Origin of the sequence: Streptosporangium sp. NPDC050855, assembly GCF_044456585.1 — a bacterium.
GTDB classification, from domain to species: domain Bacteria; phylum Actinomycetota; class Actinomycetes; order Streptosporangiales; family Streptosporangiaceae; genus Streptosporangium; species Streptosporangium longisporum.
On the sequence record NZ_JBITFY010000025.1, the window covers coordinates 23459 to 49409 of the forward strand.

General features: G+C 62.3%; 41 protein-coding genes and 3 other RNA genes. 37 read left to right on the forward strand and 7 right to left on the reverse strand.

Going from position 1 to position 25951, the window contains the following annotated elements; all coding sequences use genetic code 11:
• Positions 1-72: 72 nt before the first annotated feature.
• The 3 genes from ACIBCT_RS35235 to ACIBCT_RS35245 form a co-directional block, all read right to left on the reverse strand.
• Positions 73-540: a hypothetical protein gene (locus ACIBCT_RS35235; protein ID WP_399196187.1), complete on the reverse strand. Its 468-nt coding sequence runs from the start codon at positions 538-540 to the stop codon at positions 73-75.
• A gap of 249 nt (positions 541-789) precedes the next feature.
• Positions 790-1176, reverse strand: a complete 387-nt coding sequence (locus ACIBCT_RS35240) for a hypothetical protein (RefSeq protein WP_399196189.1) — start codon at positions 1174-1176, stop codon at positions 790-792.
• A gap of 155 nt (positions 1177-1331) precedes the next feature.
• Positions 1332-1544: a hypothetical protein gene (locus ACIBCT_RS35245; RefSeq protein ID WP_399196191.1), complete on the reverse strand. Its 213-nt coding sequence runs from the start codon at positions 1542-1544 to the stop codon at positions 1332-1334.
• Positions 1545-3762: 2218 nt separating this feature from the next.
• On the opposite strand from ACIBCT_RS35245, the gene ACIBCT_RS35250 reads away from it, so the two are divergent.
• From ACIBCT_RS35250 to ACIBCT_RS35430, 37 genes are all read left to right on the forward strand, one after another.
• Positions 3763-3996, forward strand: a complete 234-nt coding sequence (locus ACIBCT_RS35250) for a hypothetical protein (RefSeq protein WP_399196193.1) — start codon at positions 3763-3765, stop codon at positions 3994-3996.
• 107 nt (positions 3997-4103) lie between these two features.
• Positions 4104-4412, forward strand: a complete 309-nt coding sequence (locus tag ACIBCT_RS35255; protein ID WP_399196194.1) for a hypothetical protein — start codon at positions 4104-4106, stop codon at positions 4410-4412.
• A gap of 3 nt (positions 4413-4415) precedes the next feature.
• Positions 4416-4495, forward strand: an RNA gene (locus ACIBCT_RS35260) — hammerhead ribozyme type II.
• Between the two features lie 29 nt (positions 4496-4524).
• Complete coding sequence (locus ACIBCT_RS35265; RefSeq protein ID WP_399196196.1) at positions 4525-5109, forward strand: hypothetical protein; 585 nt, start codon at positions 4525-4527, stop codon at positions 5107-5109.
• A 114-nt stretch (positions 5110-5223) separates the two neighbouring features.
• The gene (locus ACIBCT_RS35270; protein WP_399196198.1) at positions 5224-6330 is read left to right on the forward strand and encodes a DUF932 domain-containing protein; all 1107 of its coding nucleotides are present in this window, start codon (positions 5224-5226) and stop codon (positions 6328-6330) included.
• A gap of 792 nt (positions 6331-7122) precedes the next feature.
• Positions 7123-7193, forward strand: an RNA gene (locus tag ACIBCT_RS35275) — hammerhead ribozyme type II.
• A 52-nt stretch (positions 7194-7245) separates the two neighbouring features.
• On the forward strand, positions 7246-7749 hold the full coding sequence (locus ACIBCT_RS35280; RefSeq protein ID WP_399196200.1) for a hypothetical protein: 504 nt from the start codon (positions 7246-7248) through the stop codon (positions 7747-7749).
• 188 nt (positions 7750-7937) lie between these two features.
• Positions 7938-8471: a hypothetical protein gene (locus tag ACIBCT_RS35285; RefSeq protein ID WP_399196201.1), complete on the forward strand. Its 534-nt coding sequence runs from the start codon at positions 7938-7940 to the stop codon at positions 8469-8471.
• A gap of 126 nt (positions 8472-8597) precedes the next feature.
• Entirely contained in the window at positions 8598-8921 is a 324-nt protein-coding gene (locus tag ACIBCT_RS35290) for a hypothetical protein (RefSeq protein ID WP_399196203.1), read from the forward strand.
• Positions 8920-9000, forward strand: an RNA gene (locus ACIBCT_RS35295) — hammerhead ribozyme type II. The genes ACIBCT_RS35290 and ACIBCT_RS35295 overlap by 2 nt, the downstream gene beginning before the upstream one ends.
• A 20-nt stretch (positions 9001-9020) precedes the next feature.
• On the forward strand, positions 9021-9371 hold the full coding sequence (locus ACIBCT_RS35300; protein WP_399196205.1) for a hypothetical protein: 351 nt from the start codon (positions 9021-9023) through the stop codon (positions 9369-9371).
• Between the two features lie 98 nt (positions 9372-9469).
• On the forward strand, positions 9470-10039 hold the full coding sequence (locus tag ACIBCT_RS35305) for a hypothetical protein (RefSeq protein WP_399196207.1): 570 nt from the start codon (positions 9470-9472) through the stop codon (positions 10037-10039).
• A 7-nt stretch (positions 10040-10046) separates the two neighbouring features.
• Positions 10047-10733: a DUF6927 domain-containing protein gene (locus ACIBCT_RS35310; RefSeq protein WP_399196209.1), complete on the forward strand. Its 687-nt coding sequence runs from the start codon at positions 10047-10049 to the stop codon at positions 10731-10733.
• Between the two features lie 43 nt (positions 10734-10776).
• Positions 10777-11007 (forward strand): hypothetical protein, encoded by a 231-nt coding sequence (locus ACIBCT_RS35315; RefSeq protein WP_399196211.1) that lies wholly within the window; start codon positions 10777-10779, stop codon positions 11005-11007.
• A 16-nt stretch (positions 11008-11023) separates the two neighbouring features.
• A complete protein-coding gene (locus ACIBCT_RS35320; RefSeq protein ID WP_399196213.1) occupies positions 11024-11338 on the forward strand; it encodes a hypothetical protein in 315 nt (104 codons plus the stop codon).
• Between the two features lie 56 nt (positions 11339-11394).
• A complete protein-coding gene (locus ACIBCT_RS35325; protein WP_399196215.1) occupies positions 11395-11652 on the forward strand; it encodes a hypothetical protein in 258 nt (85 codons plus the stop codon).
• A gap of 362 nt (positions 11653-12014) precedes the next feature.
• Positions 12015-12326, forward strand: a complete 312-nt coding sequence (locus ACIBCT_RS35330) for a hypothetical protein (RefSeq protein WP_399196217.1) — start codon at positions 12015-12017, stop codon at positions 12324-12326.
• Positions 12326-12637 (forward strand): hypothetical protein, encoded by a 312-nt coding sequence (locus ACIBCT_RS35335; RefSeq protein WP_399196220.1) that lies wholly within the window; start codon positions 12326-12328, stop codon positions 12635-12637. The genes ACIBCT_RS35330 and ACIBCT_RS35335 overlap by 1 nt, the downstream gene beginning before the upstream one ends.
• Positions 12638-12744: 107 nt before the next feature.
• Entirely contained in the window at positions 12745-13038 is a 294-nt protein-coding gene (locus tag ACIBCT_RS35340) for a hypothetical protein (RefSeq protein ID WP_399196222.1), read from the forward strand.
• A 152-nt stretch (positions 13039-13190) separates the two neighbouring features.
• Positions 13191-13460, forward strand: a complete 270-nt coding sequence (locus ACIBCT_RS35345; RefSeq protein ID WP_399196224.1) for a hypothetical protein — start codon at positions 13191-13193, stop codon at positions 13458-13460.
• On the forward strand, positions 13461-14234 hold the full coding sequence (locus ACIBCT_RS35350; RefSeq protein WP_399196226.1) for a hypothetical protein: 774 nt from the start codon (positions 13461-13463) through the stop codon (positions 14232-14234).
• Positions 14235-14262: 28 nt separating this feature from the next.
• The gene (locus ACIBCT_RS35355) at positions 14263-14778 is read left to right on the forward strand and encodes an antirestriction protein ArdA (RefSeq protein ID WP_399196228.1); all 516 of its coding nucleotides are present in this window, start codon (positions 14263-14265) and stop codon (positions 14776-14778) included.
• Positions 14779-14781: 3 nt separating this feature from the next.
• The gene (locus tag ACIBCT_RS35360) at positions 14782-15156 is read left to right on the forward strand and encodes a hypothetical protein (protein ID WP_399196230.1); all 375 of its coding nucleotides are present in this window, start codon (positions 14782-14784) and stop codon (positions 15154-15156) included.
• A 65-nt stretch (positions 15157-15221) separates the two neighbouring features.
• Complete coding sequence (locus tag ACIBCT_RS35365) at positions 15222-15557, forward strand: hypothetical protein (RefSeq protein WP_399196232.1); 336 nt, start codon at positions 15222-15224, stop codon at positions 15555-15557.
• A gap of 24 nt (positions 15558-15581) precedes the next feature.
• Positions 15582-16367: a hypothetical protein gene (locus ACIBCT_RS35370; RefSeq protein ID WP_399196233.1), complete on the forward strand. Its 786-nt coding sequence runs from the start codon at positions 15582-15584 to the stop codon at positions 16365-16367.
• A 76-nt stretch (positions 16368-16443) separates the two neighbouring features.
• Positions 16444-16920 (forward strand): hypothetical protein, encoded by a 477-nt coding sequence (locus ACIBCT_RS35375; RefSeq protein ID WP_399196235.1) that lies wholly within the window; start codon positions 16444-16446, stop codon positions 16918-16920.
• Complete coding sequence (locus ACIBCT_RS35380; RefSeq protein ID WP_399196237.1) at positions 16920-17114, forward strand: hypothetical protein; 195 nt, start codon at positions 16920-16922, stop codon at positions 17112-17114. Before ACIBCT_RS35375 ends, ACIBCT_RS35380 begins: the two co-directional genes overlap by 1 nt.
• The gene (locus ACIBCT_RS35385) at positions 17104-17481 is read left to right on the forward strand and encodes a hypothetical protein (RefSeq protein ID WP_399196239.1); all 378 of its coding nucleotides are present in this window, start codon (positions 17104-17106) and stop codon (positions 17479-17481) included. The genes ACIBCT_RS35380 and ACIBCT_RS35385 overlap by 11 nt, the downstream gene beginning before the upstream one ends.
• The gene (locus ACIBCT_RS35390; protein ID WP_399196241.1) at positions 17481-17765 is read left to right on the forward strand and encodes a hypothetical protein; all 285 of its coding nucleotides are present in this window, start codon (positions 17481-17483) and stop codon (positions 17763-17765) included. Before ACIBCT_RS35385 ends, ACIBCT_RS35390 begins: the two co-directional genes overlap by 1 nt.
• Positions 17765-18163 carry a hypothetical protein gene (locus ACIBCT_RS35395; protein WP_399196243.1) on the forward strand — a complete coding sequence of 133 codons (399 nt, stop codon included), beginning with the start codon at positions 17765-17767 and terminating at the stop codon, positions 18161-18163. The genes ACIBCT_RS35390 and ACIBCT_RS35395 overlap by 1 nt, the downstream gene beginning before the upstream one ends.
• A 19-nt stretch (positions 18164-18182) precedes the next feature.
• Positions 18183-18785 (forward strand): hypothetical protein, encoded by a 603-nt coding sequence (locus tag ACIBCT_RS35400; protein WP_399196244.1) that lies wholly within the window; start codon positions 18183-18185, stop codon positions 18783-18785.
• A 23-nt stretch (positions 18786-18808) separates the two neighbouring features.
• A complete protein-coding gene (locus tag ACIBCT_RS35405; RefSeq protein ID WP_399196246.1) occupies positions 18809-19063 on the forward strand; it encodes a hypothetical protein in 255 nt (84 codons plus the stop codon).
• 72 nt (positions 19064-19135) lie between these two features.
• Positions 19136-19294, forward strand: coding sequence for a hypothetical protein (locus ACIBCT_RS35410; protein ID WP_399196248.1), 159 nt, complete (start codon positions 19136-19138; stop codon positions 19292-19294).
• A gap of 15 nt (positions 19295-19309) precedes the next feature.
• A complete protein-coding gene (locus tag ACIBCT_RS35415; RefSeq protein WP_399196250.1) occupies positions 19310-19630 on the forward strand; it encodes a hypothetical protein in 321 nt (106 codons plus the stop codon).
• Positions 19631-19640: 10 nt separating this feature from the next.
• Positions 19641-20261 carry a hypothetical protein gene (locus ACIBCT_RS35420; RefSeq protein WP_399196252.1) on the forward strand — a complete coding sequence of 207 codons (621 nt, stop codon included), beginning with the start codon at positions 19641-19643 and terminating at the stop codon, positions 20259-20261.
• Positions 20258-20629, forward strand: a complete 372-nt coding sequence (locus ACIBCT_RS35425; protein ID WP_399196254.1) for a hypothetical protein — start codon at positions 20258-20260, stop codon at positions 20627-20629. The genes ACIBCT_RS35420 and ACIBCT_RS35425 overlap by 4 nt, the downstream gene beginning before the upstream one ends.
• Positions 20630-20652: 23 nt before the next feature.
• Entirely contained in the window at positions 20653-21108 is a 456-nt protein-coding gene (locus ACIBCT_RS35430; RefSeq protein ID WP_399196256.1) for a hypothetical protein, read from the forward strand.
• A 364-nt stretch (positions 21109-21472) separates the two neighbouring features.
• Here ACIBCT_RS35430 and ACIBCT_RS35435 read toward each other — a convergent pair whose 3' ends face one another.
• The 4 genes from ACIBCT_RS35435 to ACIBCT_RS35450 are packed head-to-tail and all read right to left on the reverse strand — an operon-like array spanning position 21473 to position 25832.
• Positions 21473-22927, reverse strand: a complete 1455-nt coding sequence (locus tag ACIBCT_RS35435) for a hypothetical protein (protein ID WP_399196258.1) — start codon at positions 22925-22927, stop codon at positions 21473-21475.
• A gap of 15 nt (positions 22928-22942) precedes the next feature.
• Positions 22943-24718, reverse strand: a complete 1776-nt coding sequence (locus ACIBCT_RS35440; protein WP_399196260.1) for a hypothetical protein — start codon at positions 24716-24718, stop codon at positions 22943-22945.
• A gap of 11 nt (positions 24719-24729) precedes the next feature.
• Positions 24730-25170 (reverse strand): hypothetical protein, encoded by a 441-nt coding sequence (locus tag ACIBCT_RS35445; protein ID WP_399196262.1) that lies wholly within the window; start codon positions 25168-25170, stop codon positions 24730-24732.
• A complete protein-coding gene (locus ACIBCT_RS35450; protein WP_399196264.1) occupies positions 25167-25832 on the reverse strand; it encodes a hypothetical protein in 666 nt (221 codons plus the stop codon). Before ACIBCT_RS35450 ends, ACIBCT_RS35445 begins: the two co-directional genes overlap by 4 nt.
• Positions 25833-25951: the final 119 nt, after the last annotated feature.

A 25951-nucleotide genomic window follows, 5' to 3' on the forward strand; every position in this document is an offset into this window, starting at 1 on the left:
TGTGAAAGACGGGATGCGTACACTCTGCCGTGCCGGTGTGAAAGACGCAAGCGCACGCATCCCGCCCAGCAGCTACGCCTCCAGCTCGACGTCCACGCCCAGCTCCAGCAGCTCGGCCTTGAGGTCCTTCAGGGAATCGGCCAGGCCCTCCATCTCATCCCTCGCCTCCGCGATGGTCTCGCGGTCCTCCTCATTCTCGATCCACGTACCGGCGTGCTCCGAGAAGGACTCCGCCACCTCGGTGAACTCGCCCAGCTTCTCTTCGATCGAGCCCAGGTCGGCCGTCAGGTTGGCCAAGGCCGTCAGGTGCCCGGCGATCTGCGGGAAGATGCCGCCCAGCTCCTCCAGTGCCTCGGCCTGCTCAACGAGGCTGGCCAGCTCCGCCTGGGAGAGCGACTGGAGCTGACCCTGACGCGTCTCCGCGTGGCCGGACCAGGTCTCGATGTCGGCCTTCAGTTCCTCTGCTTCCGAGCGGCTGTACTTCTTCCCGAGCGCGACCTTCTCCAGAATCGTGAGCGGGGCCTTCTTGGTCGTAGGCATGCGAAATAGCTCCTGTCGCCAGGTGGTCTTTTGGGATGCCTCCATTCTCCCAGCCCTGGCCGACCGCAGCAACCGACCTCCGACGAGTGTCTACGCAGGTCAGGACCCCTTTTTCGAGCCTTCAGACGTGCTTGTGGGCCTTATTTAAGGGTTATCCCAGCGTAGAAGGGGCCGCTACGCCGTCGAAAGGCGGTCGCGAGCCTCTTAATTAAGCCCGCAGTGCACCAAAGCCCTTTTGTAACAGTCGGGTCACGGATTCTGAGCCCGTTCCCGGCGCGACTCCTCAGCCCGATAGGCGCGAGCAATAGGGCAATGACAGCGCTTTCGCGGCTCCTGGCGCTTCCAGCCGGTGCCCTCACAGGTGCAGGCCGCCGAAGTCGCCTCGTCCAGCTCGCGCCCCCACTCCGGATCGATGCGCGCCAGGGCGTAGATCGCCTGGAAGCTCGTACGCAACCGCTCGGCCGCTTCGCGGGGACTGACGCCGTCTCTGATGGCCTCCAGGAGAGCCCGGCGTAGCCAAGCCGGATGGGCGGCGGCCAGTAGTTCCCGGCGGCGGGCGTTCTCCTCATCGACATGGGCGCATCGGGCCGCATCATCGCGATTGCCGTAGCGGTATCTGGTGGCGTCCTTCAGCACAGGTCCTCCAACACGCGAGCAGGGGAAGGTGCCCGATGGGGTCTCGGGTACAAACCCCCGCATGCGTGGGGAGCATGCCGCTCAGAAAGCGGCTGTCCTCGCCCTCAGAGGACTATCCCCCGCGAGTGCGGGGCCAATAGCCGCACGATACACGATCACCAGAACCGGAGACTGAAGCGCGAACCGCCATCTCCGGTGTCCTCTGGCGCGATCACGTCCTGCTGGTCCGGCTCCCCGAACCGCTCGACCATCGACGTATAGGCGCTCGCCAGTTCCGGAGCGTCTGGCGGGAAGACTCCCCAGCTTTGCACCGTCGCCGTACCGTCCTCGGCGTATCGAACGAACATGATGCGGGTTCCTGGTTGCATGCGACGTATCCTATCCCACCGAATTAGATCTAATTAATTCAATTAGCCCAATTAATTCAATTAATTAGATTAATTGCCCGAATTCCCGTGATTCCGTGGCTTCCGCAGCTCCGTGACCTTCCGTGAGCTAGCAGTTACGCCGCATCACCGGCCACTGTTCTCACTCTCCGTACTCCCGGCGCGGCTCTGGTCGGGCCGTCAAGGTACCCCTGCAAGATCATTTAAGGGTGGGGGGGTACCTGTCAAGGCCAAACGCTTGTTACAACGCGTTCTAGACCACCTACGTAGAGCCATTGGGACTTGCGAGAATAGCCCTACTCGCACACCGTGCCTGATCAGGTCAAACTACTGAGAGTATTTCGGAAATCCTGTCAAGAGCCCTTCGACCTGCAATGACGCAGCGTGCATCGACACACAGCGTTAGGAACATTGGTACAGGGAAACGCGCGTGATCCGAACCGGCTACTGTCAGAAACGCCTGACTGAGACCTGTTGCCGTTGCCTCACTGAGCGGAAATGGGACGCAATCCCCACTACTCAAGTAGGTTAACTGAGCGTTATGTAATGACATTCGCTCAAAGTGCTTGCAGCGCGCTTGCAATAGCAAGCAGTGCGATCCACGCGAGCCGCGCGACGCGCGCACGGGCGAGACCTCGGCCAATCTCCCTATGCCTCTGTATGCGTCTGTAGTGTCTCTATGGCTGGAGTAGGTGTCCTTTAAGGTACTTGGACCTGAGCCCGATTTTCTCGTCTCTATGGTGTGTTGTAGAGGCGTACAGAGGCATTCCCTTAGGGCTTCCCCGATCCCCCCGAATTCGCGGGCAGGGTGCGGGCGAACGGCAGTGCTGGCACGCGCGAGAGCCGATCCCGCACGCGCCGGAATTCTCCCACGGAATGCTCGAATGTCCGAATCATCGGTGTGACCTGCGTCACACTTTGAAGATCTTTTGACCCTTGAACAAGATCAAACCAAGCATGTGATTGGTTGGTACACGAGGGTAAAAGTGCAGGTCACAAGCGAATTTTAGAAATGTGTTGACATCTATACTCGAAACGAGGATAGTTCTCGTTGTGAGGCCAGCGGGACCGGCCACACGGAGCCTCCCGGCTCCGGACTCGCGAAAGCGGGAACGGGGAAGGTGCGGGCATGAAGCTTGATAACCGCATAGGACGTACGGGATACGGATGGACTCTGTACCCAACGACCCCGGCAATATCTGAGATGCTCGCGTTTCAGTCCCCTATGTGTGGACGCGCTAGAGCGGCCGGTGAAAATTCGTTGGACGCCAGAGGTCTATTAGGTCACGCACGCCCTGTGTCGGGAATCTTGCGGTTGCTTGAGAATTTAATTTAAGCCTGTTTCTTCGGGCGGGACGCTGCGCTTTATGGCGCGCGGTCCAGCGCTCGCTGTGCTAGCTGGCAGACCCTTTGGAAAGGTCAAGACCAGTCGGGAAGCGAGAAAGCTGGGACGTGCTACCTAAAATGCGGCCAACGTGTAAGAACGGGTAGAGCAATACGGACACAGCCTATGTCATGAGCTGTACCTACGCGTTAGTGTGCGCACGGGCAACCGTGTGCCGAGATTTCGCGATGACCGTACGGATAACGCGCTTAGATGCGTCTTTCAGCCCAAATTCTGTGGGCAGACGCTAGCGACAGATCACGACGCGAGCGATTACGCGGGCAGGCCAAAGCACAAGGTCACAGCGTCATAGGTGGGAGTGTCTAGGTACAGAGAACGCAAGCGAATGCGTTCGGGCGAATGCATCGGTAACCCGATGATGTGCACGAACGAAAAGCCGTAGCGGGTAGCTGTACCAAGCACGCCGGGAAATGGCCTAGCGAACCATTTCCCTGTGTGTTCTCAACACGGGCAACCGCGCGTGTTGGGAACATGCACCAAGGCAAATCACAGAAAGGCGGAATACATGATCACTCTTGAATACAACCCGTATGCGAAGCAATTCGACGTCAAGCGTGATGGCGAATACGTAGGCGTGGTTCAGGAGAACTATGGCACATACCGTGCCCAAAAAATCGGCGCAGACTGCGCATACACGAAACAGAGCATGTGTGACGCGCTCGACGCAATCAGCGAATAAGTAGTAACGGCGAAACGCGCGTCTTTCAGACAGGCACGCGTCGTACGTGATTGGTCATCACGTGCCTGATGAGCCAAACCGGACTCACAGAGACGACACAGAATGAGGGCGACCAAATGGCTAACGGGCATCTGTCCAACGTGCGGGCCGACGACTACATGGGGGTCATCCTCGGAGCCGCATTTTCCGTCGGCTGGCACGCGGAACAGCAGGAGGACGCGAGCTATGTCCTGACGCGCGGAGACGTGACGGTCACGCTGCCGTACGTCCAGAGCATGCGCGACGCGTTCGACGTGCTGGCCTTCATCGAGACCTCCGGACTGATGGAGCGCATCACGGGCAGGCGTTGACCTTCTCCCGCGTTTCCCTGTGTGCTAGCGTCTTTCACACCGGCAGGCGCTAGCACACCCTTCACACGCTCTGACCTGGCTTCACTGTGCCTGAGAGGCAACCAATCATGATCGTTACGGCTCTGTGGTTTGGCGGCAACGGCTCTTACAGCCTCCCGGACGCTGACAGCGTCGAACAGTTCACCAGCATCACGCACGCTATCAACACGTTCCGGGAGCGTGCCGAGACGTCGGGCGCGTTCGGCCTGCCGACGTACTTCGTGAACCGGGAGAACTCCCGTGTGTGCTTCCCGGCCGTGGGCGAGGACTGCACCATGGACGTCTACATCGGGCGTGCTGGCGAGACTGCCAACTATCCGGATTTCCGCCTGGCGCTCGGACCGCGCGGCGGCGTCAAGCGAGAGAGCTACGTCTAGACAAGCCGAAACATGCGTCCTTCACACCGGGAGACGCGTGTCGTACGGGACTGATCGCCCGTGCCTGAGGATGGCAGATCCCCATCACCACACACAGAAAGACGGTACAACCATGCTTCCCGAGGTTGAGAAGTACTTCGCCGCTCGCGACGCCCGCAACAGCTCCGACTACTGGGACAGGCGCTCGCAGGCGGAGCAGGACAACCCGGTTCCGGCCTGGTCCCCCCTCCTTCCGAAGGAGGAGAGAGCGGCTTACTACGTGGCGGCAGAGAAGCGTGAGGCTGCCCTCCGGCAGGTGGACAATGACTGGAAAGAGGCGGAAGCGGCTGCGTTCGATGCTCTCCGCGAATCGGAGAACGCAATGGTCCGCTGGATCGCGACCACGCCGCCGGTCCTCAACGGTTACGAGCACCACGCGCACACGGTTCTCCGCGCTCTCCCGATGACGCGTGAGGAGATCGAGACGTTCGGCGATGAGCAGGGTTGGTGCGGTGAGTACGGACGTTTCCTGAGGCTGGCCGAAAAGGCAGGTGTCCTGCCCGAGCAGGCGCCCGACCTGGCCGACATCGAGCCCCTGGTGGACGCGCTTCGGGACTGGTACGGCGGCGGTGCCGACAACACGTTCCGCAAGATAATCCGGAAGCAGCTCCCGGCGCTGATCGAGAGTGCCCGCGAGAGGGCTGCTGTCCAGCAGTAAAGGCGAAACGCACGTCTTTCACACCGGGAGACGTGTGTCGTACGTGGGTGGTGCCCGCGTGCCTGATGATGCCAAACCGGACTCACAGCCATCACACAGAAAGACGGTAAACACATGTCTCGCGAGACTGCGCAGTGGCTCAACACCATGACCCTCATCGGCTTCACCGGCAAGCGTGGCAAGGCGTGGCACTACCGTGCCGACGTCCAGGGTGACGAGAGCAACCACTACGACGGCGCCATTCCCGTGGAAGACGTCAAGCGGCGTCTGTTCCACTGGGCGCCCGTCGAGATGCCCGTGTTCACCATCGTCCCCCCGCGTTTCGACCTGGACGGCGTCCACCCCGCGCGTATCGTCCGCCTGGACGGGCGTAAGGCCGTTCTCCGGGATGACGAGCTGGCGGCGGCGGGTATCGACCTGACCGGCCTGGACCTGTCCGGCAACCTGTGGGACCTGCCCGGCATGGACGCCATGGGCATGTTCAAGGACTCGTACCAGCCGCACCCCTACCACGAGTGGCTCGTGCTGAACGTGGAGCGGATCCTGGACGGGAACCTCTCCATCGGCTCGGCCGGTCTGCTGCGCGGCGGTGCTCAGGCGTGGGTGAGTGTGGAAGTGCCGGACAACATCACCACGCCAGAAGGGGTCGAGTTCCGGCCGAATCTGCTGGCGTGCACGTCCTTCGACGGCTCGTTGGCGACCACGTACAAGCGCCACGTCACGGTGGTCGTGTGCGACAACACGCTGAGCATCGCCAGGGGCGAGAACGGACAGCAGTACAAGGTCAAGCACACGAGCAAGAGCCTCAACCGCATCACTGACGCTCGCGAGGCTCTGAACATCGTCTACAGCGCTGCGGACGACTTCGCGGCGGAAGTGGCGGAGCTGTGCCGGATCGACGTGTCCGACAAGGCGTGGGCCGCCTTCATGAACGAGATCGCGCCCCTGCCCGAGGACCCGAAGAACAAGCGGGGTGCCACCATGGCGGAGAACAAGCGCGCGGAGTACAACCGCCTGTGGAACCACGACGCTCGCGTCTCCCCCTGGCAGAACACCGCCTACGGCGTGCTGGCTGCGGTCAACACGTACGACCACCACATTGCCACCACGCGCGGCATGAGCCGGGCCGACCGCAACATGGACAAGGCCGTGAGCGGTGACTTCGACAAGCTGGACCGAAGCACGCTCGCCACGCTGACCAAGGTTCTCGCCACCGTCTAGGCGGTTCGTTGGGCACGCGTCTTTCACACCGGGAGACGCGTGTCCTTCAATCCGATGTGACGTCGGTACCTCCCCCAGAAAGGCGGCTCTAACGATGATCAACAGACTGCGGACGTCGCAACAGGTGGCTACTCTCCTGCTTTCGCTCGGCTGCACGGGCGTCCAGCAGCTCGCTAGAAAGTGCCCTGTGTCCGCGTACTACAGACTCCAGTACCCGCACGCGACGCGAGTGACTGTAGGTCGTTACAACGTGACCCTCTGTTTCGGCAGCTTCAGGTACACCACCATCCCCAATTCCGCAGCCGTGCGACGGTTCATCGGGGAATTCGACTGTGGCGCCTACCCCGGCTTGATCCGTAAGCCGTAGCCATGGCGGCATACCCGCCTGGATTCATTCCCGCGCTTTCTGATGACTCGCCGGAAGTCCGGGCGGATGCCGCTCTGTGGATTATCGGGGAACGCGAGACAGAGCTAACCGGCATCGAAGCGCGCATAGAGCAAGAGCGCAACGCGTCGCGACGGAACAAGCTCCGCACCAAGCACAAAGCCCTACAGAACAACATCAGCGCGTGGCAGGTGTACATGGACGATGGTTGCCCGCGCTACGCACCTAGCTAACACACAGAAAGGCGGAACACATGCTCATGGCCCCCCGCAACCGTGGCCGTGTCGGATTCTCCGGCTGCGAATTCACCTGCTGCCCGATCTGGTCGAACAAGCGGCGCGAGCGGCGCCACATCCGGCGTAGGGAGCGCCAGACGGTTAACCGGATGCTCGTCGCTCTCGACTACTAGCCGAAACGCACGCTACGGCGTGCGTCGTACCGGGATTGGTTACCCGGTACCTGATGACGGCAGACCACCGTTAACACACAGAAAGGCGGGAGATATGGCTCCGCGCATTGACAGGAACATCGTGTTGGTTCTCGACGTCGAAGAGAACTACGGATACGGTCACATTTACGCCAGGCCGCGCGTGGAGAACAACGGCTTTCAGAAGTACGCCGATGCCCCCGTGTTGCTCTCTCCGGGACTGGGTGACCGGTACGGCTGGGACGAGCCGTACAACCACCTGGGCAACCTTCGCGCTTCGTGCCAGTACGACGTTACCAACCGTTCGTGTGTCTACGGCTACGAAATCGAGTACGCCGACATGACCAGGGTCCGCACGCGTGAGGCTGAGGTCATGGCGAAGGCTCTCCGCAAGATAGACCGGGAGATGAACAAGCTTCGCGACGCGCACGGCTACCCCGATTCTTATGGGGAGTACCTGGCGCACTTCGCCGCCGCGATCGGATGCAACCGCTTCGCCATTAGGCATCGCGAAATGCGCGCCAACGGCACCCACTACCAGTGGTTGGACGTGGCCGGTATGCGCTCGTGGGTCGCACAGCAGACGGCGGACAAGGTGTCTGCGTAGGCGACGGATCCGATCCGGTCTAGGCGAGCTAGGGGGATGTGCGGACACGCGCCGTGCCTCCCTCAGTTCGATGTGACATCGGACTGCTTAAACCCCCATGCGTCTTTCACACAGGCACGGCGCAACACAGAAAGGCGGCTATGACACCTATCCCCCTCCCGATTTCTGGTGAGACGCACGAACGGTTCGTGTCCAGCATCCTGGACGTCTGGCACAGCGCTACGCCGGACCAGTTGGAGCGTGGAACGCGCTGGTATCCCCAGGCTAACCAGTTCGCCGCCATGATCTCTGGTGGCGACGTAGTAGCCGGGGCCGGTGTCATCGCTGCCCTGTCCGCCAATAAGCGATGGGACGAGAACACCAAGATTGCGGCCCGCGCTTTCGTGAATGGTGAACCGTCGGGGCACGTCGGTGATGCGCTCACGAAAGCGGCTCGGATCATGGGCGGTGAGTCACCTTCGGATGTCCTGCCCATGGACGTCAAGACGGGCCAGTTTTTCCGATGCATCGCTGACCCGACGGACCCTGAGGCGGTCTGTGTGGACCGTCACGCGCATGATGTGGCGGTTGGTCGCCGGTATGGCAGTGCGGACCGTGGCCTTAGCTCTCGCAAGCGTTACAAGGCCATTGCGGACGCCTACAGGGAGGCCGCTAGGCGGCTGGGTGTCCTGCCTCTGACAGTCCAGGCCGTTTGCTGGATTGTCCAGATCGAAGCCAACTAATCCAGAAAGGCGGATGACATGCCGTACACGGCACATGGTCACTGGTTTGGCGACGGTGAGCCCACCGGGCCTAGGCCGGACAGGGTCACACGGTGCAACGGACTGCACGGGTGCCCGCAATGCAAGATGGATGCCGAGCTGGTCTCGATGCTCGCGAGTCCTAAAAAGGGAATCGCTCTCAAGTTCGGTGACCAAATTTCGAACGGTGCTCACGTGCTGGCCTACACCGGCATCCACAGCAGCACGAGGATCACACGCGCGGTTGCGCTGTGCTGGTGTCCAACGCGGAAAGAGTTCGTGATCTGGACCATCGAATACGGATACGCCGACCAGGGCGAAGCCTGGTACGCACACAACGGCCACCGCGCGGGACAAGACCTCGCCTATGCCCTGCTGAGCTATACGCAGCAGGCCGGTCCCGGCGCCTCTCTCCCGAATTTCATCTACTAGGCGAAACGCGCGTCTTTCACACCGGTAGGCGCGCGTCGCGTCGGGAGTCGTTACCCGATGCCTGATGAGCCAGACCACACAGAAAGAGGGCACAGACCCATGAGCAACACCGCTAAGCAGATCCAGGTTGGGACGCACGGCAAGGGCCTGCGGGCGCTGATTGAGGCCCTGGAGACCTGCACTCCCTTCAAGACGGCTGGTGCCTTTCAGGCCATGGCTGGCGTGCCCTCCGGGACCGGCCGCATGCCGAAGGATGAGCGCGAGCGTTTCGAGACCGACCGACCGCAGATCACGTACACCGTTCTTTCGTACGCCACCCCGATTGCCTGGGTTCTGGAGAACGGAGAGACGTACGTCTCTGACACCTATTACTCACCCACGACGACCAAGCACCAGAGCCGTGTTCGCGTGTATCTGAACCGCGCAAACGTCATTGACGAGGCTGCGTAACGGTCGTGAGCGCTTCTGACATCGCCCGGAAATCCGGGCGGTGTTGGTGGCACGGCGAACGTGTCAGACCTAAGAACATACACAGAAAGAGGGTTGTAATGCTCACAGAGATCCGTGCCATCGCTACCGATGTTGCTCGCGAGATGGGTAACTGGACCATTCGCGACGGCTACATGAACGGCCAGTTCTTCATCGCCGACGAGAACAAAGAGCTGTGCCTGATGTTCGATCTCACACACGAGACGGGCAGGCTCAGCATCAGTGCCTCGTACCCGAAGAATTCCAGTGTGGTGCACGGCATCAAGGGCTACAGCATCCGCGTGTCTTACAAGCGCGGCGCGGTCGTGATCGCACGGGAGATCAAGCGGAGGTTGATGCCTGACTACCTCCGCGAGCTGGAGAGCGTTGTCACACGGATCGCCGCTCACGAGGCGGAGGAAAGGCGGCAGGCGACCATAGCGCAGACCGTCGCAACGGCGCTTGGTGTCGATTGCCCGGAGACCGTCCACCCATCCGGAGTCTATGTCCGTAGCGGCTGGTGCGGTCCGAAGGCGCCCGTTACACGCTCGGAATTCCGCGTCATGTCCGGTAGCAGCGTGGCTATCGAGATCAAGACGGATGGTGAGGTAGCCGCAAAGATCGCCGAATTCCTTCGGACTCTTATGTAGTGCGGTCGTGAGCGCTTCTGACATCACCCGGATTTCCGGGCGGTGTTGGTGGCACGGCGAACGTGTCAGAGCAACACGCAGAAAGGCGGGACAGATGGGATCGATTGGACTTCACCGCGAGCCTGGCATGACCGATCGGGAATTCTTCGAGAAGGAGTTCCCGAACATGCTCGGCAAGTATGGGCAGATCGTGGCCTGTGCTTCCAACCCCGCTGGTGGCGATTGGAACCGTGCTTTCTATGCGGCGGTCACCAACAACGATGACGCGTCGTATAAGCCGGGCGAGACGTGGGCGTTGGTCGTGCTGATGCGCAACGACCGTAAATCGTCGGGCGGGTGCAACTTCTACTACAAGGACTTGGACGAGACCATGGGGCCGGTTGAAAGCACCTGCCCGGACCGGATTCTTGACCTCCTGTCACCGACCGAACATGCAGGGGCCACCAGGTGGCGAGAGCGCTGCCGTGCCCACAATGCCCGCCTGGACAAGGCGCGGAAGCTCACCGACGGTCAGATCATCCGCTTCACCAACCCCATGCCCTTCGGTGAGCCGTATGGAGAGGCTCAGCGCTTCCGCTACCGGAAGGCGGGGCGTAAGTCGGTCCTTGAAGCGATCACCGATGACGGGGAATTCCGCTTCCGTGCCCGGATTCCCGGCTGGCGCGCAATGTCATTCGAGATCGAGAACAACTAGCAGAAAGACGGTAGTGATGGACATCCCCGCTCTCCTCGTACGCATGGCGCGCAGCGTTCCCCGGCACGACAATGCCCGAATGATTATGTGGACGGCACACGAGGCGGTGAACAACACGTCTGACCTGGTGGATGGTGCACGGGCAGCGCTGGCGTACGTGTCAACGCACATCGGCGATGCTCCCGGACAGTCCAGGGATGAGCTGCTAAATGACGCGGTTGCGGTGCTCTCCCTACATCTGGCGCTGCACACCATCGCCGAAAAGTACAAGTAAGGGAAAGGCGGGAGTAATGCCAGAGCGGCGCAAGGCGACCACGAAATACACGCTCGTACAGCACAGCGGGAGCACATCGCATGCGGAATTCCGGCACGCGGTAGAAGTGCTCTCCGTCTCGACGCTCACGGAACAGGACAAGATCGAAAAGGTCGGCGGCCTGCTGTTCGAGAGCTGGGAGGAGGCGGACAACAGGGAGTACGAGGAGAACTACCCGCCGGGGGTTACCGGGCTCTACCCGCGCGTGCCCGGCACGTTCCGGACCGATCTGAAAATCGATGGGTTCAACCTCTACATCCCCGCTGCGAAGAACGACACGGAAGGCCAGTGACCATGCCTCTTACCGCCCCCGAAAAGCGAGCCATCAAGCGGGCTTACCGCTGTGTCGTGATGCTGAACGAGCACACGCCGGAATGGCGCGGAATGGTGGACAAGGACACCCTTGCCATGCATCACACGAGCCGCTGTGTGTTCGGCCAGGTGTTCGGCGACTTCAACGAAGGGATCGACGTGCTGTCCCTGCACGGTTGCGACGAACCGCAGCGCTACGGGCTGGATCTCGACGTGAGGAACGACGTCATGTACCCCGTGCTGGACACCGCCTGGCGGATCGTGCTTGACCACCTGGACGCGCGGTCGGCCTAGCGGATCCTCTGGTCCCCATGCCTGCCAAATATCGGGGGCGGGCATGGGCGGCCGGGGCGTCCGCTTGGACGATCACCACCACACACACACAGAAAGGCGGGAGATGGGAAGGCACAGCAGGAACCGATCGCCGTACCCGGCCAGCAGCACGACCCCTGACCGCTCACAGGTCACGGAATCTGAGAGCGAGGCTCTCGTCCGGCTCGCTGCTCTGGTCTGTCACAACATCGCTACCGGCTTCGCTCCGGAGCGGGCTGTGGAGGCGGCTCTCCGTTCCTTCGACGACCCCGAAAGCGTGGTCGAGCTGTGGGCAGCGGTCTGGGAGCGCATCAAATCTGAAGACACCGAAAGGCGGTAGAACCATGACCTACAACCACGCACGCATGACGGACGCGGATCGCGCTAGGAACACCCGCACCATCACGAACAGGCTCATCCATGCATGGGAGATCATGAAGGCCACGGGTCCGGTTTCTGGCCCAGCCGACTACTACACTGGGATGTCCACCGCGTACGAGGCGTTCACCGGCTGCAACCCCGTAGCGCTGTCGATGGCGCTGGACGACAACCGGAAGCGCCACGGCAATCTGTCGCTCTCCGATCGGGCTGACAAGCTGATCGAGTCCTTGTCTCTGGCCGAGGTCTTCCCCTACCTCAAGGACGGGGACGCGTGATGACTGCATACGAGATCGCTGCTCGGGCCGCTTTCTTCGCCTCCCAGCGCGCGACACAGGCGACCGTGGCAGAGCTGCACAGGTGGGAGCGCGCGGCTCGGCGCTCTGGCAACCGCGAGCACGTCAAGGAGATCCGGCGCGAGGTGAGGCGCATTCGCGCTACCAAGCGGCTCTCTCTCATCAAGCACGGCGGCGCGTGGGCCTGCTTCGACAACCGCACGGGGTCAGTCTGCGAGACCTTCGCTTACCGCATGGACGGCGCGACCTACGTCGAGTACTGGAACGGCCAGTACCACAAGCACACGTCCTAGCGGATCCTCCGATCACCGCGCGTCTTTCACACCGGTAGAGATGCGCGGCCGGTCGGGGCGTCCGCTGGGGCGATCACGACCAACACACACAGAAAGGCGGGAGATCTATGCGCTTCTCCTACATCAACGAGGACTACATGCGCGAGCGGTGGCCGGTCGGCTGCCGAGCACGGCTCAAGAGCCTTCCGGGGAACTCGACCACCCTGACGATCGCCCCGCACGCGGAGACGAACTCCCCCTACAACCTCCGCTACTCGACGCGGACCAAGAGCGGTCCGGCGGTCAACATCACCTACCCGAAGTACTGGCGGAACCGCAAGGGCGGCTGGGTGTTCGCCGCAGCGCTCCGACTGATCGGTAAGTGCGCTGACGGTACGTGCAACCACGCGGAAAGGCGGTAGATCCGCGTGCACTGTGACCGTTGCGGCCGAGAGCTGCGGGCCTGGCCGTTGGAGCGCGGAAGCCGTTGCAGCCCCAAGCGGTGGACGTACTGCATCAGGCCGAAGAGCGACTGAGACTCCCCAACCGCACACAGAAAGGCGGTAGTTCCACCATGCCTAAGATCCTGATCGCCACCGACAAGGCTCCGCAGAGCAGCGTCCCCAACGTGCGCGGGATGAACTGGGTGGCCCGTCGCGCCGCCATCATCCGCGCGGCCTTCCACCTGGAGAGGCAGGAGCGGGCCGTGCGGGCGCTGATGGCGATGACCTTCGACGGCGACGAGCGGATCAAGCTCAAGGCCCTGCTCCAGCAGATCCAGGCGGACATCCGGAGCATCCACGTCTACGCCAAGGCCGGTTATCCGTCTGTCCGGGAGATCTGAGTGCGCGCCCGGTTTCTCTGTGGTGCTCCGGAGTTGAGTTGGGCCGAAGATCACGGCGACATCGGGCCGCTTTTCATCAGCTTCAACCGCATTTGCCGATTGAAGTTTCGGCCCATCGATGTCACCACGGATTTCGCTATCGACAGTGGCGGCTTCACACAGCTTTCCAATGGCGGTTGGCCGGACGGCTGCGAAGAGCCCTACATCGCGGCGATTCGCAGGCTCAAGCGCTTCATCTGGAGAGGCGGCCACCACCTTCTGTGGATCGCTCCGCAAGATTGGATGTGCGAGGAAGAGCAGCTAGCCAACACTGGTCTTACGGTGCTCGAACACCAGAGACGCACCGTGCGGAACTTCGCCCGGCTCACTCAGCTTGCCCCCGATCTTCCGTGGGCCATGGCTGTGCAGGGTGATACGCCGAGAGCCTATCTCCGCATTCTCGACATGTACGCAGACGCAGGAGTCGATCCCCTCGCACAGAAGATCGTTGGCGTCGGTTCCATCTGCCGAATTCAGCACACGGACAAGGCCGTCGAGATTATCGAGACCTTGCACGATGCCGGACTGCGGAAGCTACACGGATTCGGACTGAAGACGGAAGGGCTCGCGAAGGTCGGGCATCTCCTCACCTCCGCCGATTCGATGGCCTGGTCTGAGCATGCCCGCAAGCAGAAGATCCACCTTGACGGGTGCTCGCATAAGCGGTGCGTCTCCTGCCCGAAATTCGCCAAGCAATGGCGAGACAACCTCATCAATCGCGGGCTCGCTGCCTAATCGTTCACACAGAAAGACGGTAATAGTCATGTCCTTCTACCCCTATGAGCTGTGCGTGACGCTCCGATCCCAGAACCCGGATGACACGGATGAGATGTCGGTTGATCTCCTGGCTGTCGAACTGGACGAGTTGAAGGCTGCGGTTCTCAGTACCTTCGGCGGTATCTACGTCGAGGTGGACACGGACGACGGCAACTGGGAAGGCGTCCAGGTGTCCGGGACCACCATTGAGCAGCTCTGGAAGCTGGCGAAGCTGGCCACCGAGTCTCGTGACGCGAACTGCTTCATGGCCTGGGCGGGCATCCTGCCGGGCGGGCTCGCGAGTCTTGACCCGGAAACGGCGATCAGGGACTTCCGTAGGGAGTTCGAGGGCGACTACGAAGACCTCGCTGAATATGGACACACCCTCATGGAGGACGAAATCCGGCACATGCCCATCCTGGACCAGTTCTTCAACTTCGCGGAGTACGGCAAGTACGTCGCCGCTGACCACCGGGTTGTCGAGCTGTCCACCGGCCGCATCGCCGTCTTTGGGAAGGGCTGAGTCATGGCTGATGGCATCCGCAAGAGCGACGGGGCGCGCGGCAAGCTGGTTGGTCCTGCTCCCTGGGGGCCTGAGGGGCACACCGTCTATGAGTGGAGCGACACTCAGCCGCGCTTTACCCGAGAGATCCTGCCGGATCACATGGTGGTCAACCCGGACGAGCCGAAGAACGGTCGATGGGGGCAGGTGGCAGAGCTGGCGGTGGCCACGGGCGGCGCAGCCTTGAAGCTTGGCGAGATCGCCGCGCTCTGCCTGGACGGCGGCTGGTACACCGAGACGGAGCTGGACGCCGTACGGCAGCTCGATCGGCTGGAGAATCTCGTCAAGCTGATGCGGAGCCGGGTGGAGGCGGCCCGGCGCACGCAACGCAACGCCTGATGTCTCGGCGGGGTTGACTCCTAGAATCGAGTAGACCTGGAGCCAACCCCGATCGGAGCCGAATCATGGCGAATTCCCTGACGATGTATCTGCCCGTTTCAGCTATCGATGCAATGAGCGAAAAGGCGGAAGGAAGCGGGCTCACCCTGTCGTTCGTTGCATCGGCTCTTGTAGCCAGAGCGCTGAGGGATAAACTCCCCCCCGAGTTTCTCGACCTCCCGAAATTCGAGCGGGGTTTGAAGAAGCGCAATCAGAATGTCTACGTCCCTGATAGTGTTTGGACGGCTGACGGAGTCATTAAGACGGTTCCTGAAAATGAGCGCCCTAGGTTCGTCACGGCGCTGATGTACGCCTACTCCCGATGCCTGGTGGACGTACAGCTATCTGTAACAGTCACCTGATACACGCACAGAAAGAGCAGCGGATTGAGAACAAAGGAAGACATCGAGCGGCGGGTGAAGGCTTACCTTGCCAAGGCCGAATCTGCCGTCAAGCTCGGAAACATGGAAGAAGCGAAGCTGTTCTTCGGGGCGGTTTCCGAGATGGTCTATACCTATGACCTCGACGAAGCCGTTTTGCGGACAGAGAACAACGCCGGTAAGACGGAAATCACGATCTCTTCGCATCGTTTCCAAGTGTCGAACCGTGGCCAGCACGGACCAGAGCGGATCGAAGCGCTGTTCTCCTTCGTAGGCGCGATGAACTGCGAGGGGGTGTCCATTGGCTGCGCACGAAACACGTATGGACAGCCCATCGACTTTGAAGTCCTGGGACCTGCTGAGACAGTGGACCGGTTGAAGCTGTTGATCCCAATTCTGCTGTTGCAGATGGAGGACGCAGCTCGTCAGTCGGCGAAGAAGTTCCGCAAGGAACAGGAGATGTACTACCTCAACCCTGCGAACTTGTCTCGCGCGGTGACCAAGTGGTTCAGATCGGTGCTCGTTGGCTACGGACGAGGCGTTGCCGCGAAGATCCAAGAGCGCATGGCCAAGACGTACGAAGAAGCCACGGAGGGATCGACGGCTGCTCTGGTCCTCTACGATCGCGCGACGGCACTGGAGGCCGCTCTCAAGGAGCGGTGGCCAAAGCTCCGCCCTTCTCGAACGCGCAAGCTCTACAGCGATGCCCTCCGCGAGGGCCAGCGGCTCGGCAAGCAAGCTGACCTGGGTGACGCCCGGATCGGCAGCGAGACGCGGGCCATTCCTCGATAGCCGGTTCCATGTCGGGGCGGCGTCCTACCATGGGGCGTCGCCCCGCTTCGTCCCCGAATACACACAAGGAGTAAGGGTGTCCGACAACGAGCACGGCGAGCTGGAAGCCTGGAGCAAGTACTACATTCTGGGCGACGACGAAGAGGCCGTTCTCCACTGGAGCACGAACGACGACGGCGACACCGGCTACCCCGGCACCTTCGCGAGCGACAGTCGCTCCTTCCACAGGCGTGAGGACGCGACCGCGCTCCAGCAGGCCGTGAGACACGCGGGCGGTGGCTCCCGTCAGGGGATCGGCCACAACGTGCACGTCTACATCAACGGCGAGGAGTACAAGGGCGGCAAGGACTGCCAGCCGGAGCCCTCTGCTCCTGCCCCGCTTTCGGCTGAGTTCGTGATGGCTATGGCTGGTGCCCTGGTCGCGGGGAAGACCGGCGACGGCACGGCCATGCTGAACGCTCTCCGCGAGATCAGCCCGGAGGACCGGGAGCACCTGCTGTGGATGTGCGAGCAGGTCATAGCCGGAATCGAGCAGTTGAGAGAGGACGACTAGTGAGCAGCGAGATGCGCGTCAGGATCGTAGAGACGACGGTTCCCTGTCCCGAGTGCGGTAAGCCCGTCTGCAACCTGTGCGCGTTCAACCAGATGTGCCAGCACTGCAAGAACCCGCTCGATGGCGAGACCCTACAGCGGGCGGAAGACGAGCTGGAAGCGATGTTCAGGAACGAGGCGCAGAGTGAGCAGTGACAAGCCTTTGGTGGAGGTCGAAGTCGCCGACCCCATGGCGGGCGACACTGAGCCGTCCATCCGCTACACCACCCGAAATCGCGTAGCTCCAGGCATGTCGCAGGGTGGGCACGTCAGCGCGGAGACGGCGCGCGCTCTGATCACGGCACTTCGGTACGGGCTCCAGATGATCGAAGAGCGGAAGCCCAAGAAGCCGAAGGACGACGTACCGCGCTGTGAGGATGACGGCTGGGTGCTGGAGGCCAGCGAGGACGCTACCGGCAAGATCCTCTCGTGCCCGCGATTGAGATGCGGGTTCGTCTGGGAGGTGCCGGGACAGGCAACGGAAGAGCAGTGGAACAAGGCATGGGAAGCGGGGCGCGTCTAGTGAAGAAGATCCACCGTAGGCACATCACGGAGGCCCTCGGTAACGCCGGTATCGATCACACCGCCGAAATTCTCAACTCCCACGAGTCGCCCACCGGCCGGGTTGGATTCGGCATCGAATTCAAGTCCTACGGAGACGCCACCAAGTTCTTCGTCGGCCTGGGAATGTTCCTTTACGACGACGCAGACGAAGAACTTGCTTACGAACTGGCGGGCGCTGTGGCGCTGGTAAACACAGCCAGGACCACGATCTTCTTCTTCCCCGGCTGGGAGCTGGAGGACTGATGTCTGAGAAGAACGAGGTGACGGCCGAGGAACTAGCTGCGCTCGACGCCGTGTGCAAGGAAACCGGCCTGGTGGAAGGGTGGGAGTACTTCAACCTGTTCCGCAAGCGCGGCAACCCGGACATTCAGGTGGTCGGTCCGTTCAACTGGCCGCACCGGATCCCGCGTCCGAACGTCAAGCTCGTACGCCGGAAGAAGGTCACCAGCTACGGGAAGTTCGAAGCAGTCCAATTCGACGTGAACGGTGACGCTATCGAGGACACGCCCTTTCATGCGTTCGTGCGCTGGATCGCATCTCTGGACGATCCGGAAAACGCGGAAGAGCGGCTCGGCGTAACGCCGTCCGAGATCATCGCCAAGGCCACCGCCATAGTGAAAGACGCGGAGAACAACGAGTGAGCCGAAGGGTGCTCATCTGATGGACGCCATAGACCGGGAACACGCGATCTACGCGGCGGAGACCACTTCCAACTGCCCCAAATGCGATACGAGCAAATTCAGCATCGTCCCCAATTCTCCGCGCGCATTCTGCGAGCCCTGCGGCTACACGTGGGTACTCGGGTCGGAGCTGTACTCCTGTGCCTGTGCGAAGTTCATCGGCAACAACGACCAGGCCATCATGCACATCCGCGAAAACGGCGGCTGTGAGACCTGCCTGGGCACTGGCGAGGCCACCCCGATGGGCGGGGCGCACGGTCACTGCACATCGTGCGGCGGCTCGGGGCGGGGCTACAACGGCATAGAGGAGACCGTGACACTCACGGTGACGCTCAGGGTTCACAAGAACCCATCGGCCGAACCTGCTCTCGGTGTCGATGACCAGCCTGCCGAGTTCATCGCAAAGGAGTTCGCGGATCGTGTGCGCCTGGCCTTACAGGACGAGATCAAAGAACCCGTTCTCGAACGTGTCCTCGTAGGCACGCTGAGGCAGGGTAGCGGCTCCTTCACCCTGTACGACGGCAGGGTGGCGCGCGTGGAAGTGACCGCGAACAGGGTCCGAGTGGAGGACGCAGCGCGATGACGTACTACGACAAGGAGTAAGTGATGGGCCACGAGCTGCACGTGACGACGTGCTACAACCCCGTTTGCCGGAAGGTCTTCGACTTCGATCCCGAGACGGTCAATTCGGTCTTGGTCGATCCGGAAACCGGTCTTCCACCGGACACGGATCCAGAGACGCGCACGCCGACGCGCACGCCGACGCCGGAGGAGCTGGCGCGGTCGGAGCGGATGCCGATCTGCCCTGAATGCGCTAACAAGATGCGTCGGAGAATCGCTCGTGAGCAGAAGCAGGGCTGAGTGAGCGCCTTTGTCGCCCGAATTCGGGGCGGGCGGCATTGGGGTCTACTCAGGTCATCGAAAGGAGCTGCTATGGGCAATCACTATGAGGTGTCCATCGAGGTCGAAGGTAGGCGCATCGACATCGCGCAAGTTCATGACGATCTGGAAGCCAAGCGCATGGGTGCCAACATCGCACAATCCTACAAGCCCGAAGTTCGTGAGTGCCGCTGCGACGGCATTCTCTTCTGATCAGGGAGAACTGATATGACCGAACAGCCTGAACAGCGCATCATCGAATCCGTTAGCCGGAAGGAGGATGTCTCGGAGGAGGACGCTAAGCGCATTCTTGAGGCGATCTATTCGGGTAGTCAGTTGCGATGCGAGACCCTCCGCAAGTCTGGTTACGCCTTCGGAGACGACGTGAGAAAGGAGGTGTGTGTTACCTCCTTCGTCTGCCCGATTCTTCAGACGCCGCGCGTTGCCGTCGAGTGCTGGAGCGGGACCAACAAGTGGACCCGCGACTTCGCCAATCAAGAAGCTGCGGATGCCTACGCCGATAACGAGATGGTTCGTCTCGGGATTTAGGAGAACTTATATGGGCGCTGGAACATCAACGCCGGGCAGGAACGTCGTCGAGATGTACGACAGCGGCATGAGCATCAACGAGTGGGACTGGTGGAAGACGAACTACATCAAGAACATGGAGCGGATAACGCTCGGCGAGGCGAAGGACGACGAGAAGGAGTTCTGGGAGACGGCTGTCTTCTACATCCGTGAGGATGGCTCGAAGGTTCTTTCCCCCGCGCTCAGGCTTCGCGCCAGGCCGATTTTGAAGAAGAACTTCGAGCCGGGCGATCGCGTTTACGTATGCTTCGAGGAGCTGGAGAGCGGCCAACCCTACGTGCATAACGGTGAGGTGCTGTCCTTCGAGTACAACCTGTTCGAGGGTCTCACCCGATATACTCTGACCATCTTTCCCCGCGAATCCACGAATGACCCGATTCCGGAGAGCTGGAACGGCACGTTGCTCCTCTCCAGTGACTCTCCGATTCGCAGTAGTCAGCTCACTAGAGGAACGTGGGCGTGGATTGACTCGCACACGCTGGACGTGGGAGTGAGCGGGGATGTCTTCGTGACACCGTACGGCGAGGACCCTGGCGTCACCGACGCCATCGCCTCCCGCGTTATCGCGATCAAAGAGAGGGTGAGCGCATGAGCGAGAGTTTGATCCCTGGCCGCGTCGATCTGCCGAGGCAGCACGAGGGCGAGACCATCGACGGCACGGTGTTCGTGATCATCGGTCCCAACCTGATCAGCACCATCCGCGAGAGCGACATGCCTGCCTGGCTCGCGCGGCACTGGGAGCACGAAGAGGAGTTCGCCATCTACGCCGTGAACACCGTCCTGACTGCCCATGATGTTGGGCCGCTTATCGCGGTGTCGTTCAGCTTCACGGGAGGTCGCCCCGGATACAAGGGCAAGGTGATGCTCGGCCCCCACTACATGCGGAGGCGAAGCCCGTACCTGGACGAGAACGGCAAGCCAGTCGAGATCGTCTTCGACCCCAAATCCGCTGACGCGTAGCTGGAGAGCAGGTAACGCAAGGCATGCACGTCATCATCACTAACTGGGACGATTTCCCCTTAGATGCTCCCTTTGACAAGGTCCTTCGCGGCGACTTCTCCACCTACGCCTGCTTCTGCCGCACGGAGCTGAAGTCCAGCATCGAAGCCGTCATTCATGCAGCGGAAAACGATCTTTGCACCGCCTGTCTCGGGCGCGGATCGGTCCGGCTGGTGCCGTCGCGAGAGCACTTCTGCGGCAAGTGCAACGCTACGGGTACGCGTGACGCTGAGCTGGCCAACGAGCTGGGACAGGGCGAGGTCGAGCGGACCTTCGACGAGGAACTGCTACGGAAGATCATCGCTGACAACGGCGGTCAGGTGCCGTCACGTACGGAGATCTTCAACCAGGTTCGTCCGCTGCTTCCGGAGGCTGAGCCTGTGCACATCGCTATGCGGATCGGTGGCCTCCTGCGGAAGATCGCCGAAGACAGAGGCTAGCGATACGATCCTCGGTGCGCAGGACGATCGGGGACGGTATGACAGGTCGCAGGGTATACAGGACCGAGACGGGCCAGCCGCCAGCCGACGAGGGCCGGGACATCATCCCTACCCGAGACGAACGCTGGCGGCCTAGCTCCCTGGACGATCCTGATCCTCCGGGCAAGCTGGACAGTCACATCCGCCTCTCCCCCGCCGTTCTTCAGCACGTCCTTCGGGAGTGTGAGGCCAGGGGCGTGCGGTTGAGTGATTGCACGTTTGCCGAAGACGGCTCTGTCATCATCCCGTGAAAAAGCCCCGGCTTCGCGCCGGGGCTTTTTTTTGCTCGAACACGGTTCCGCTGCATTTGGCTGTAAGCCAGTTACTAGGCTTCCCTGACGATCTCGCCGGAGATCACGCCCATTTGCCGGAGTACGTCGTCGGCGGGCACGGCCTCGGGGAGCGCCTGGGCCTGCTGCGCGGCCTTCTCTCCGAAGAGCTGGCCGACGAGTCCGGTACCGGCCGCCGCGCGTCCGCTGGCCTTGATGGTCATGGAGAAGCCCTCGTTCTCGGCGGCCACCTTCTTCTCAATCATCTTGTCGAGCAGCTCCAGCTCACGTGACAGGTTAGGGTCTGCGTAGCCGCCTTCCTGCTGCTCAGCGGCATACATCGTGGCGACACGCTGGGCCTGGATCTCGATTCCCATCTCCCGGATTCGCTGAAGCTGCTCAACCGTGCGGGCCTCCACGGGTAGCTTGTAGGCGCATGTGGAGCCGGGATCAAACTCCTGACAGCTCGGGCTCAGGAAGCAGGTGTCACAGAGTCGCTGGCTCTCTCCGGATACGTTGATGAGCCCGATTTTCCGGGTGGTGAAGTTGCCGTCTTCGCCGACAACGCGCTGTTCCACCTCTTCGATCCCGAATCCGGGGGCGATTTTCGCGGCTTCACGGCGTCGGGGAGTTGCTAGCCTTTTCCGCGCTTCGGAGGGTGGGTTATCAACTGTTTCGTCGTCATTTTCCGCGAAACTCCAACCACGCGATTCAGTGTCCACAGTAACTAGCTTTCTTCCGTTCAAATGGTCGATGTACTGCTGCCAGCTCCACAGCGATAGGCGTAGAAGCTCGTTGGAGTCGCCGGACTCGATCAGCTCGGGATCGAAGCCGTTCTTGGTGAAGAGCTGCCGGTGGCGCTTCCTGGCCTGCTCGGCGTATTTCTTGGGGTATCTCTTCAGCGCGTTTCCGGTCCAGACGATCGTGTCGTTGTACTGGGCTGGGCTGAGCCATGAGGTGCTGGAGACCGAGTCCCACGGCAGCGCCTCCAGGACCTCGGGCTTGGTCATGGCCACGCCGTGCAGCTTGACGCCGGAGCGTGCGAGGCTGCGCAGTACCGGCATGATGTCCCGGCCGCCCACGCTCGTCTGAGGGACGCCTACACGCCCGTGTGCGTCGGCCAGCTCGCGCAGGTGCGGAAGCCCGTCTTCGGCGTGCCAGATCGGCAGGTACTTGTCTCCCGCGATTGTGGCGATGTCGGCCGGTGCTTGGGGGACGTCCCACTCGGTGACCAGGGAGACGCGGTCAAGGTTGGTCTCGACGAAGGACTGATACTTCGCGGCCAAATCCGGGAGATCGTACTTTCCGGGATTGGCTCTGACGCTGTACCCGCCGGAGTCGAGAAGGATTTCCGTGTCTTCCCCGAATTTCGTGGACAGGAGCCACGGGCGGGAGAATTTGACTCGTCTGGATAGTCCGATGAAGGAGAGCGAGACGTGGCGCACTCCCTGGCTGTGCAGGAGGATGCGCCACGATGGAATCTCGGCCCCCGCGTAGTAGAGGCGGGTCATGGTGAGTGTGCCTGATCAATCCGTGGCGGGCTTGGCGGCTCTGCGGGTGCGCAGCCGACTGGAGCTTTCCGCGCGGGTCTCCACGCGCTGGCCGGGACGCATCTGCGTCTGACGGTCGCTGAGACTGCGCTTGTCCCAGGAGAAAGAGCCGTGGACGTGCTCACCTGCGCCGATGGGCTCGTGTCCCCCTACCTCGATCTTCTCCCCGACCTTCATGGCCGGGTTCACCTTGCCGGTGGCCCGGGGCAGGTTGGGGAGCTGGCGAGCCTGCATGGGGTTGCTGTGGTGGAGCTGGGACACGGGAGTTCCTCCTGTAGGAGCCGGATTCTTGGTGGGAGTGGTGGGCGTCTTCGGGGCTGACGGCGCGGGCGAGGCGGGTGTCAGGTCAAGGGACTGCTGGCCATTGCTGGCGGGAGCCTTCGGGGTCCGGGTTCGCTTCGGCTTGGGGGCCGGGATCTGCTGGGCGTTGACCGCAGCCGGTGTCGCGGGCGCGCTGATCGGGTCGGTGCGCTTCGGTGTGGTGGGCACGGCGTTCGGCGTCGCGTTCCTGGGAACGGTGGGCCTGGGCGTGCTCTGGACGGGATCCCCCAGGCGCGAGCGCTGTCCTGCCTGGCGCTTGGGAGCTGGAGCGCTGGGAGCGGTAGCGCGGATCTGATGTGCGTTGACGTGGCCGGTGGCGCGAATGTTGGCAGCGCTGGCGTCACCCTCGGCCCGAATTCGGGCTGCCTCGGCCGCGTGGGTCGCGATGGCGGGGGCGTTGGAGGCGGCGTCGAGCTGGCCGTGTGCAATCTTCCGCGCGGCGTCGGCTCGGCCCTGACCGACCGTGCGGGCGGCATCTGCGCTGCCCTGGGCGCGGACGCGCGAGGCTTCGGCCGCATGGCCAGCCACGTTCAGACCGCCACGGGCCTTGATCATGGCGGCGTCTACGCCGCCTTGAGCGCGAACGCGTGCGGCGGACGCTTCGTGGCCAGCGGTGGTGATTCCCGTGTGCGCAGCGGCGGCCTTGCCCCGCGCCCTGATCTGCTCTGCCTCGGCATGTCCTACTGCTCGCGTGCGTGTCGCCTGGGCGTCGTAGTCGGCGGTGGTGAGTCCGACATGGGCTGCGGACGCCTTCCCGCGCGCCTTGATCTGGTCTGCGTCGGAGATACCGGTGGCACGGATGCGGCTGGCGTCGGCGTCGGCATTCGCGTGCAGGCGGACGTTGTCGGCCTTGACCTGACCCTGGAGCTGTGCGCCGTCGGCCGAGCCCTTGCCTCTGCCGTAGGTGGTGGAGTAGCTGACGTTGAAAGCCGTCTGGGCCTTCGCGTTACCGAGTTTCTGGGCCGCGTCGGCGTTGATGTCACCCATGGCCGCCGCGTGGCTCTGGTTGCTCTGGTGCATCGCGTCCTGGTGGGAGACGCGCTGAGCGTTGGTCTGGTCCTGGCGGCGCAGTTTGTGGCCATGGGCGAAGTTGTCGCGGCGGGACTGGGTGACCGTGGAGATGTCGGCCTGTGCCTCGTCATCGCGGAAGGCGTTCCAACGCTCCTGCGAGCGGTACTGCGACTTGGCGGCATCGCTGGCTCGTGCGGCATCCCAGCGGATGCGCTGGATGTGCTGTTCCTTCTCGATGTCCTTTCCCACCGAGTAGTCGCGCCTGTCGTAGAAGTCCTGCTGGCGGGTGCGGCGGACGGACTCGCGGTACTTCTTCTCCCGTCTTTCCTTGAACGTCTGGAAGCCGAACTTGTTGGGGCTCTTGGCGGCGTTGGTGCCCGGCGAAGAGACCGTGGAGTAGTTGAAGGGGGATGTGGACACTTTCGGCTCTCCTAGGCGGCGTTCGCTTCGAGCTGGCGCGTGCGGTTCACGGTGGTTTCCAGGTCGGCCCAGGCTTTGAGTCCGGGACGGTGCCGCAGGTGGGCATAGCGGGGGTGGCTGTAGAGCAGGGTGGGCTGGCCTGCGTCGAACAGGGCGGCGCAGATCGTGGGATCGGGGTCAATGACGAGGTCGAGCGGTCCGGCGGCGCGGAGCTGGGCAACCTGGTAGAGCCGCTCGGTGTGCATCGGGTGGCCGGGGCGCGGTGTGCTGATGGAGACGTGGCCGGTGATGTGTTCCAGGCGCAGCCACTCGATGTCGGCCGGGTCGTCGGCCAGCAGGTGCACGCGGTAGCCCTCCTTCATGGCGGCATACAGCGTCCGGCCGTGGTCGCTGGGCTGACGGCTGATGGGGTCGCGGAGAATGCCCCATATGGTCATGGCGCAGGCGATCACAGGCGTACTCCTGGGACGGTGCTGAGCTGGGCGCGGAGCAGCTCGTTGTGGATGTCCTCGATCGAGTGGCTGGGCCGGTCGCGGAGCTGGGAGATGGCGCGTAGCGCGTTGACGACGCCGTTGCGCTTGTGGCTCTGCCAGCGGAAGTTGGCCCAGTCGGAGTAGCCCGCTCCGTGCTCGGTGAAGGCGGATCTGCGGCCGGTGTGGATGTCCTCGTACAGGGCGGCGGCTTGGGCCTCTGCGAGGTGCATGACGGTCTGGGAGTTCGTCCAGGCCCCCGAATTCGGGGCGGCCTGCTGGGCGTCCACGGCGGCCTGGTGGAAGCGCTTGACGACCTGGGCAGCCTGCCGGGCTTCGGCCACGATGGCGCTGTGCCAGTCGGCCGGGAACAGAGAGGCCGGGTCGCTCGGGAGCTTCGGCGGCCGGACGCTCCAGGTGTCGTCAGTCAGGCAGTACGCGGCGTAGGGCCGGATGGACCTGATGTCGAGCCCAGTGTTGACGTTGACGTAGAACGTCAACTCGTATGCCTTCTGCCCGAAACGCGTGTGAGCGGTGCGCGGCCACAGATGGTCGCGGAGCAGTGTGTTGATGTAGGTGGCGGCTTCGCTGTTTCCGAGCCCATCGAAGTTCGGGTTGTGCTTGCGGAAGGTAATCCAGTCCACGCCGAAAAGGCAGTCGAGGTCACCATTTCCGCGTGAGGCGGCCCACTGATAGGAGACGCCGGATCCGGCTATCCAGACCTTGCTCCATGACTGCGGCCGGTGGAAGTGCTGAGTCAGAA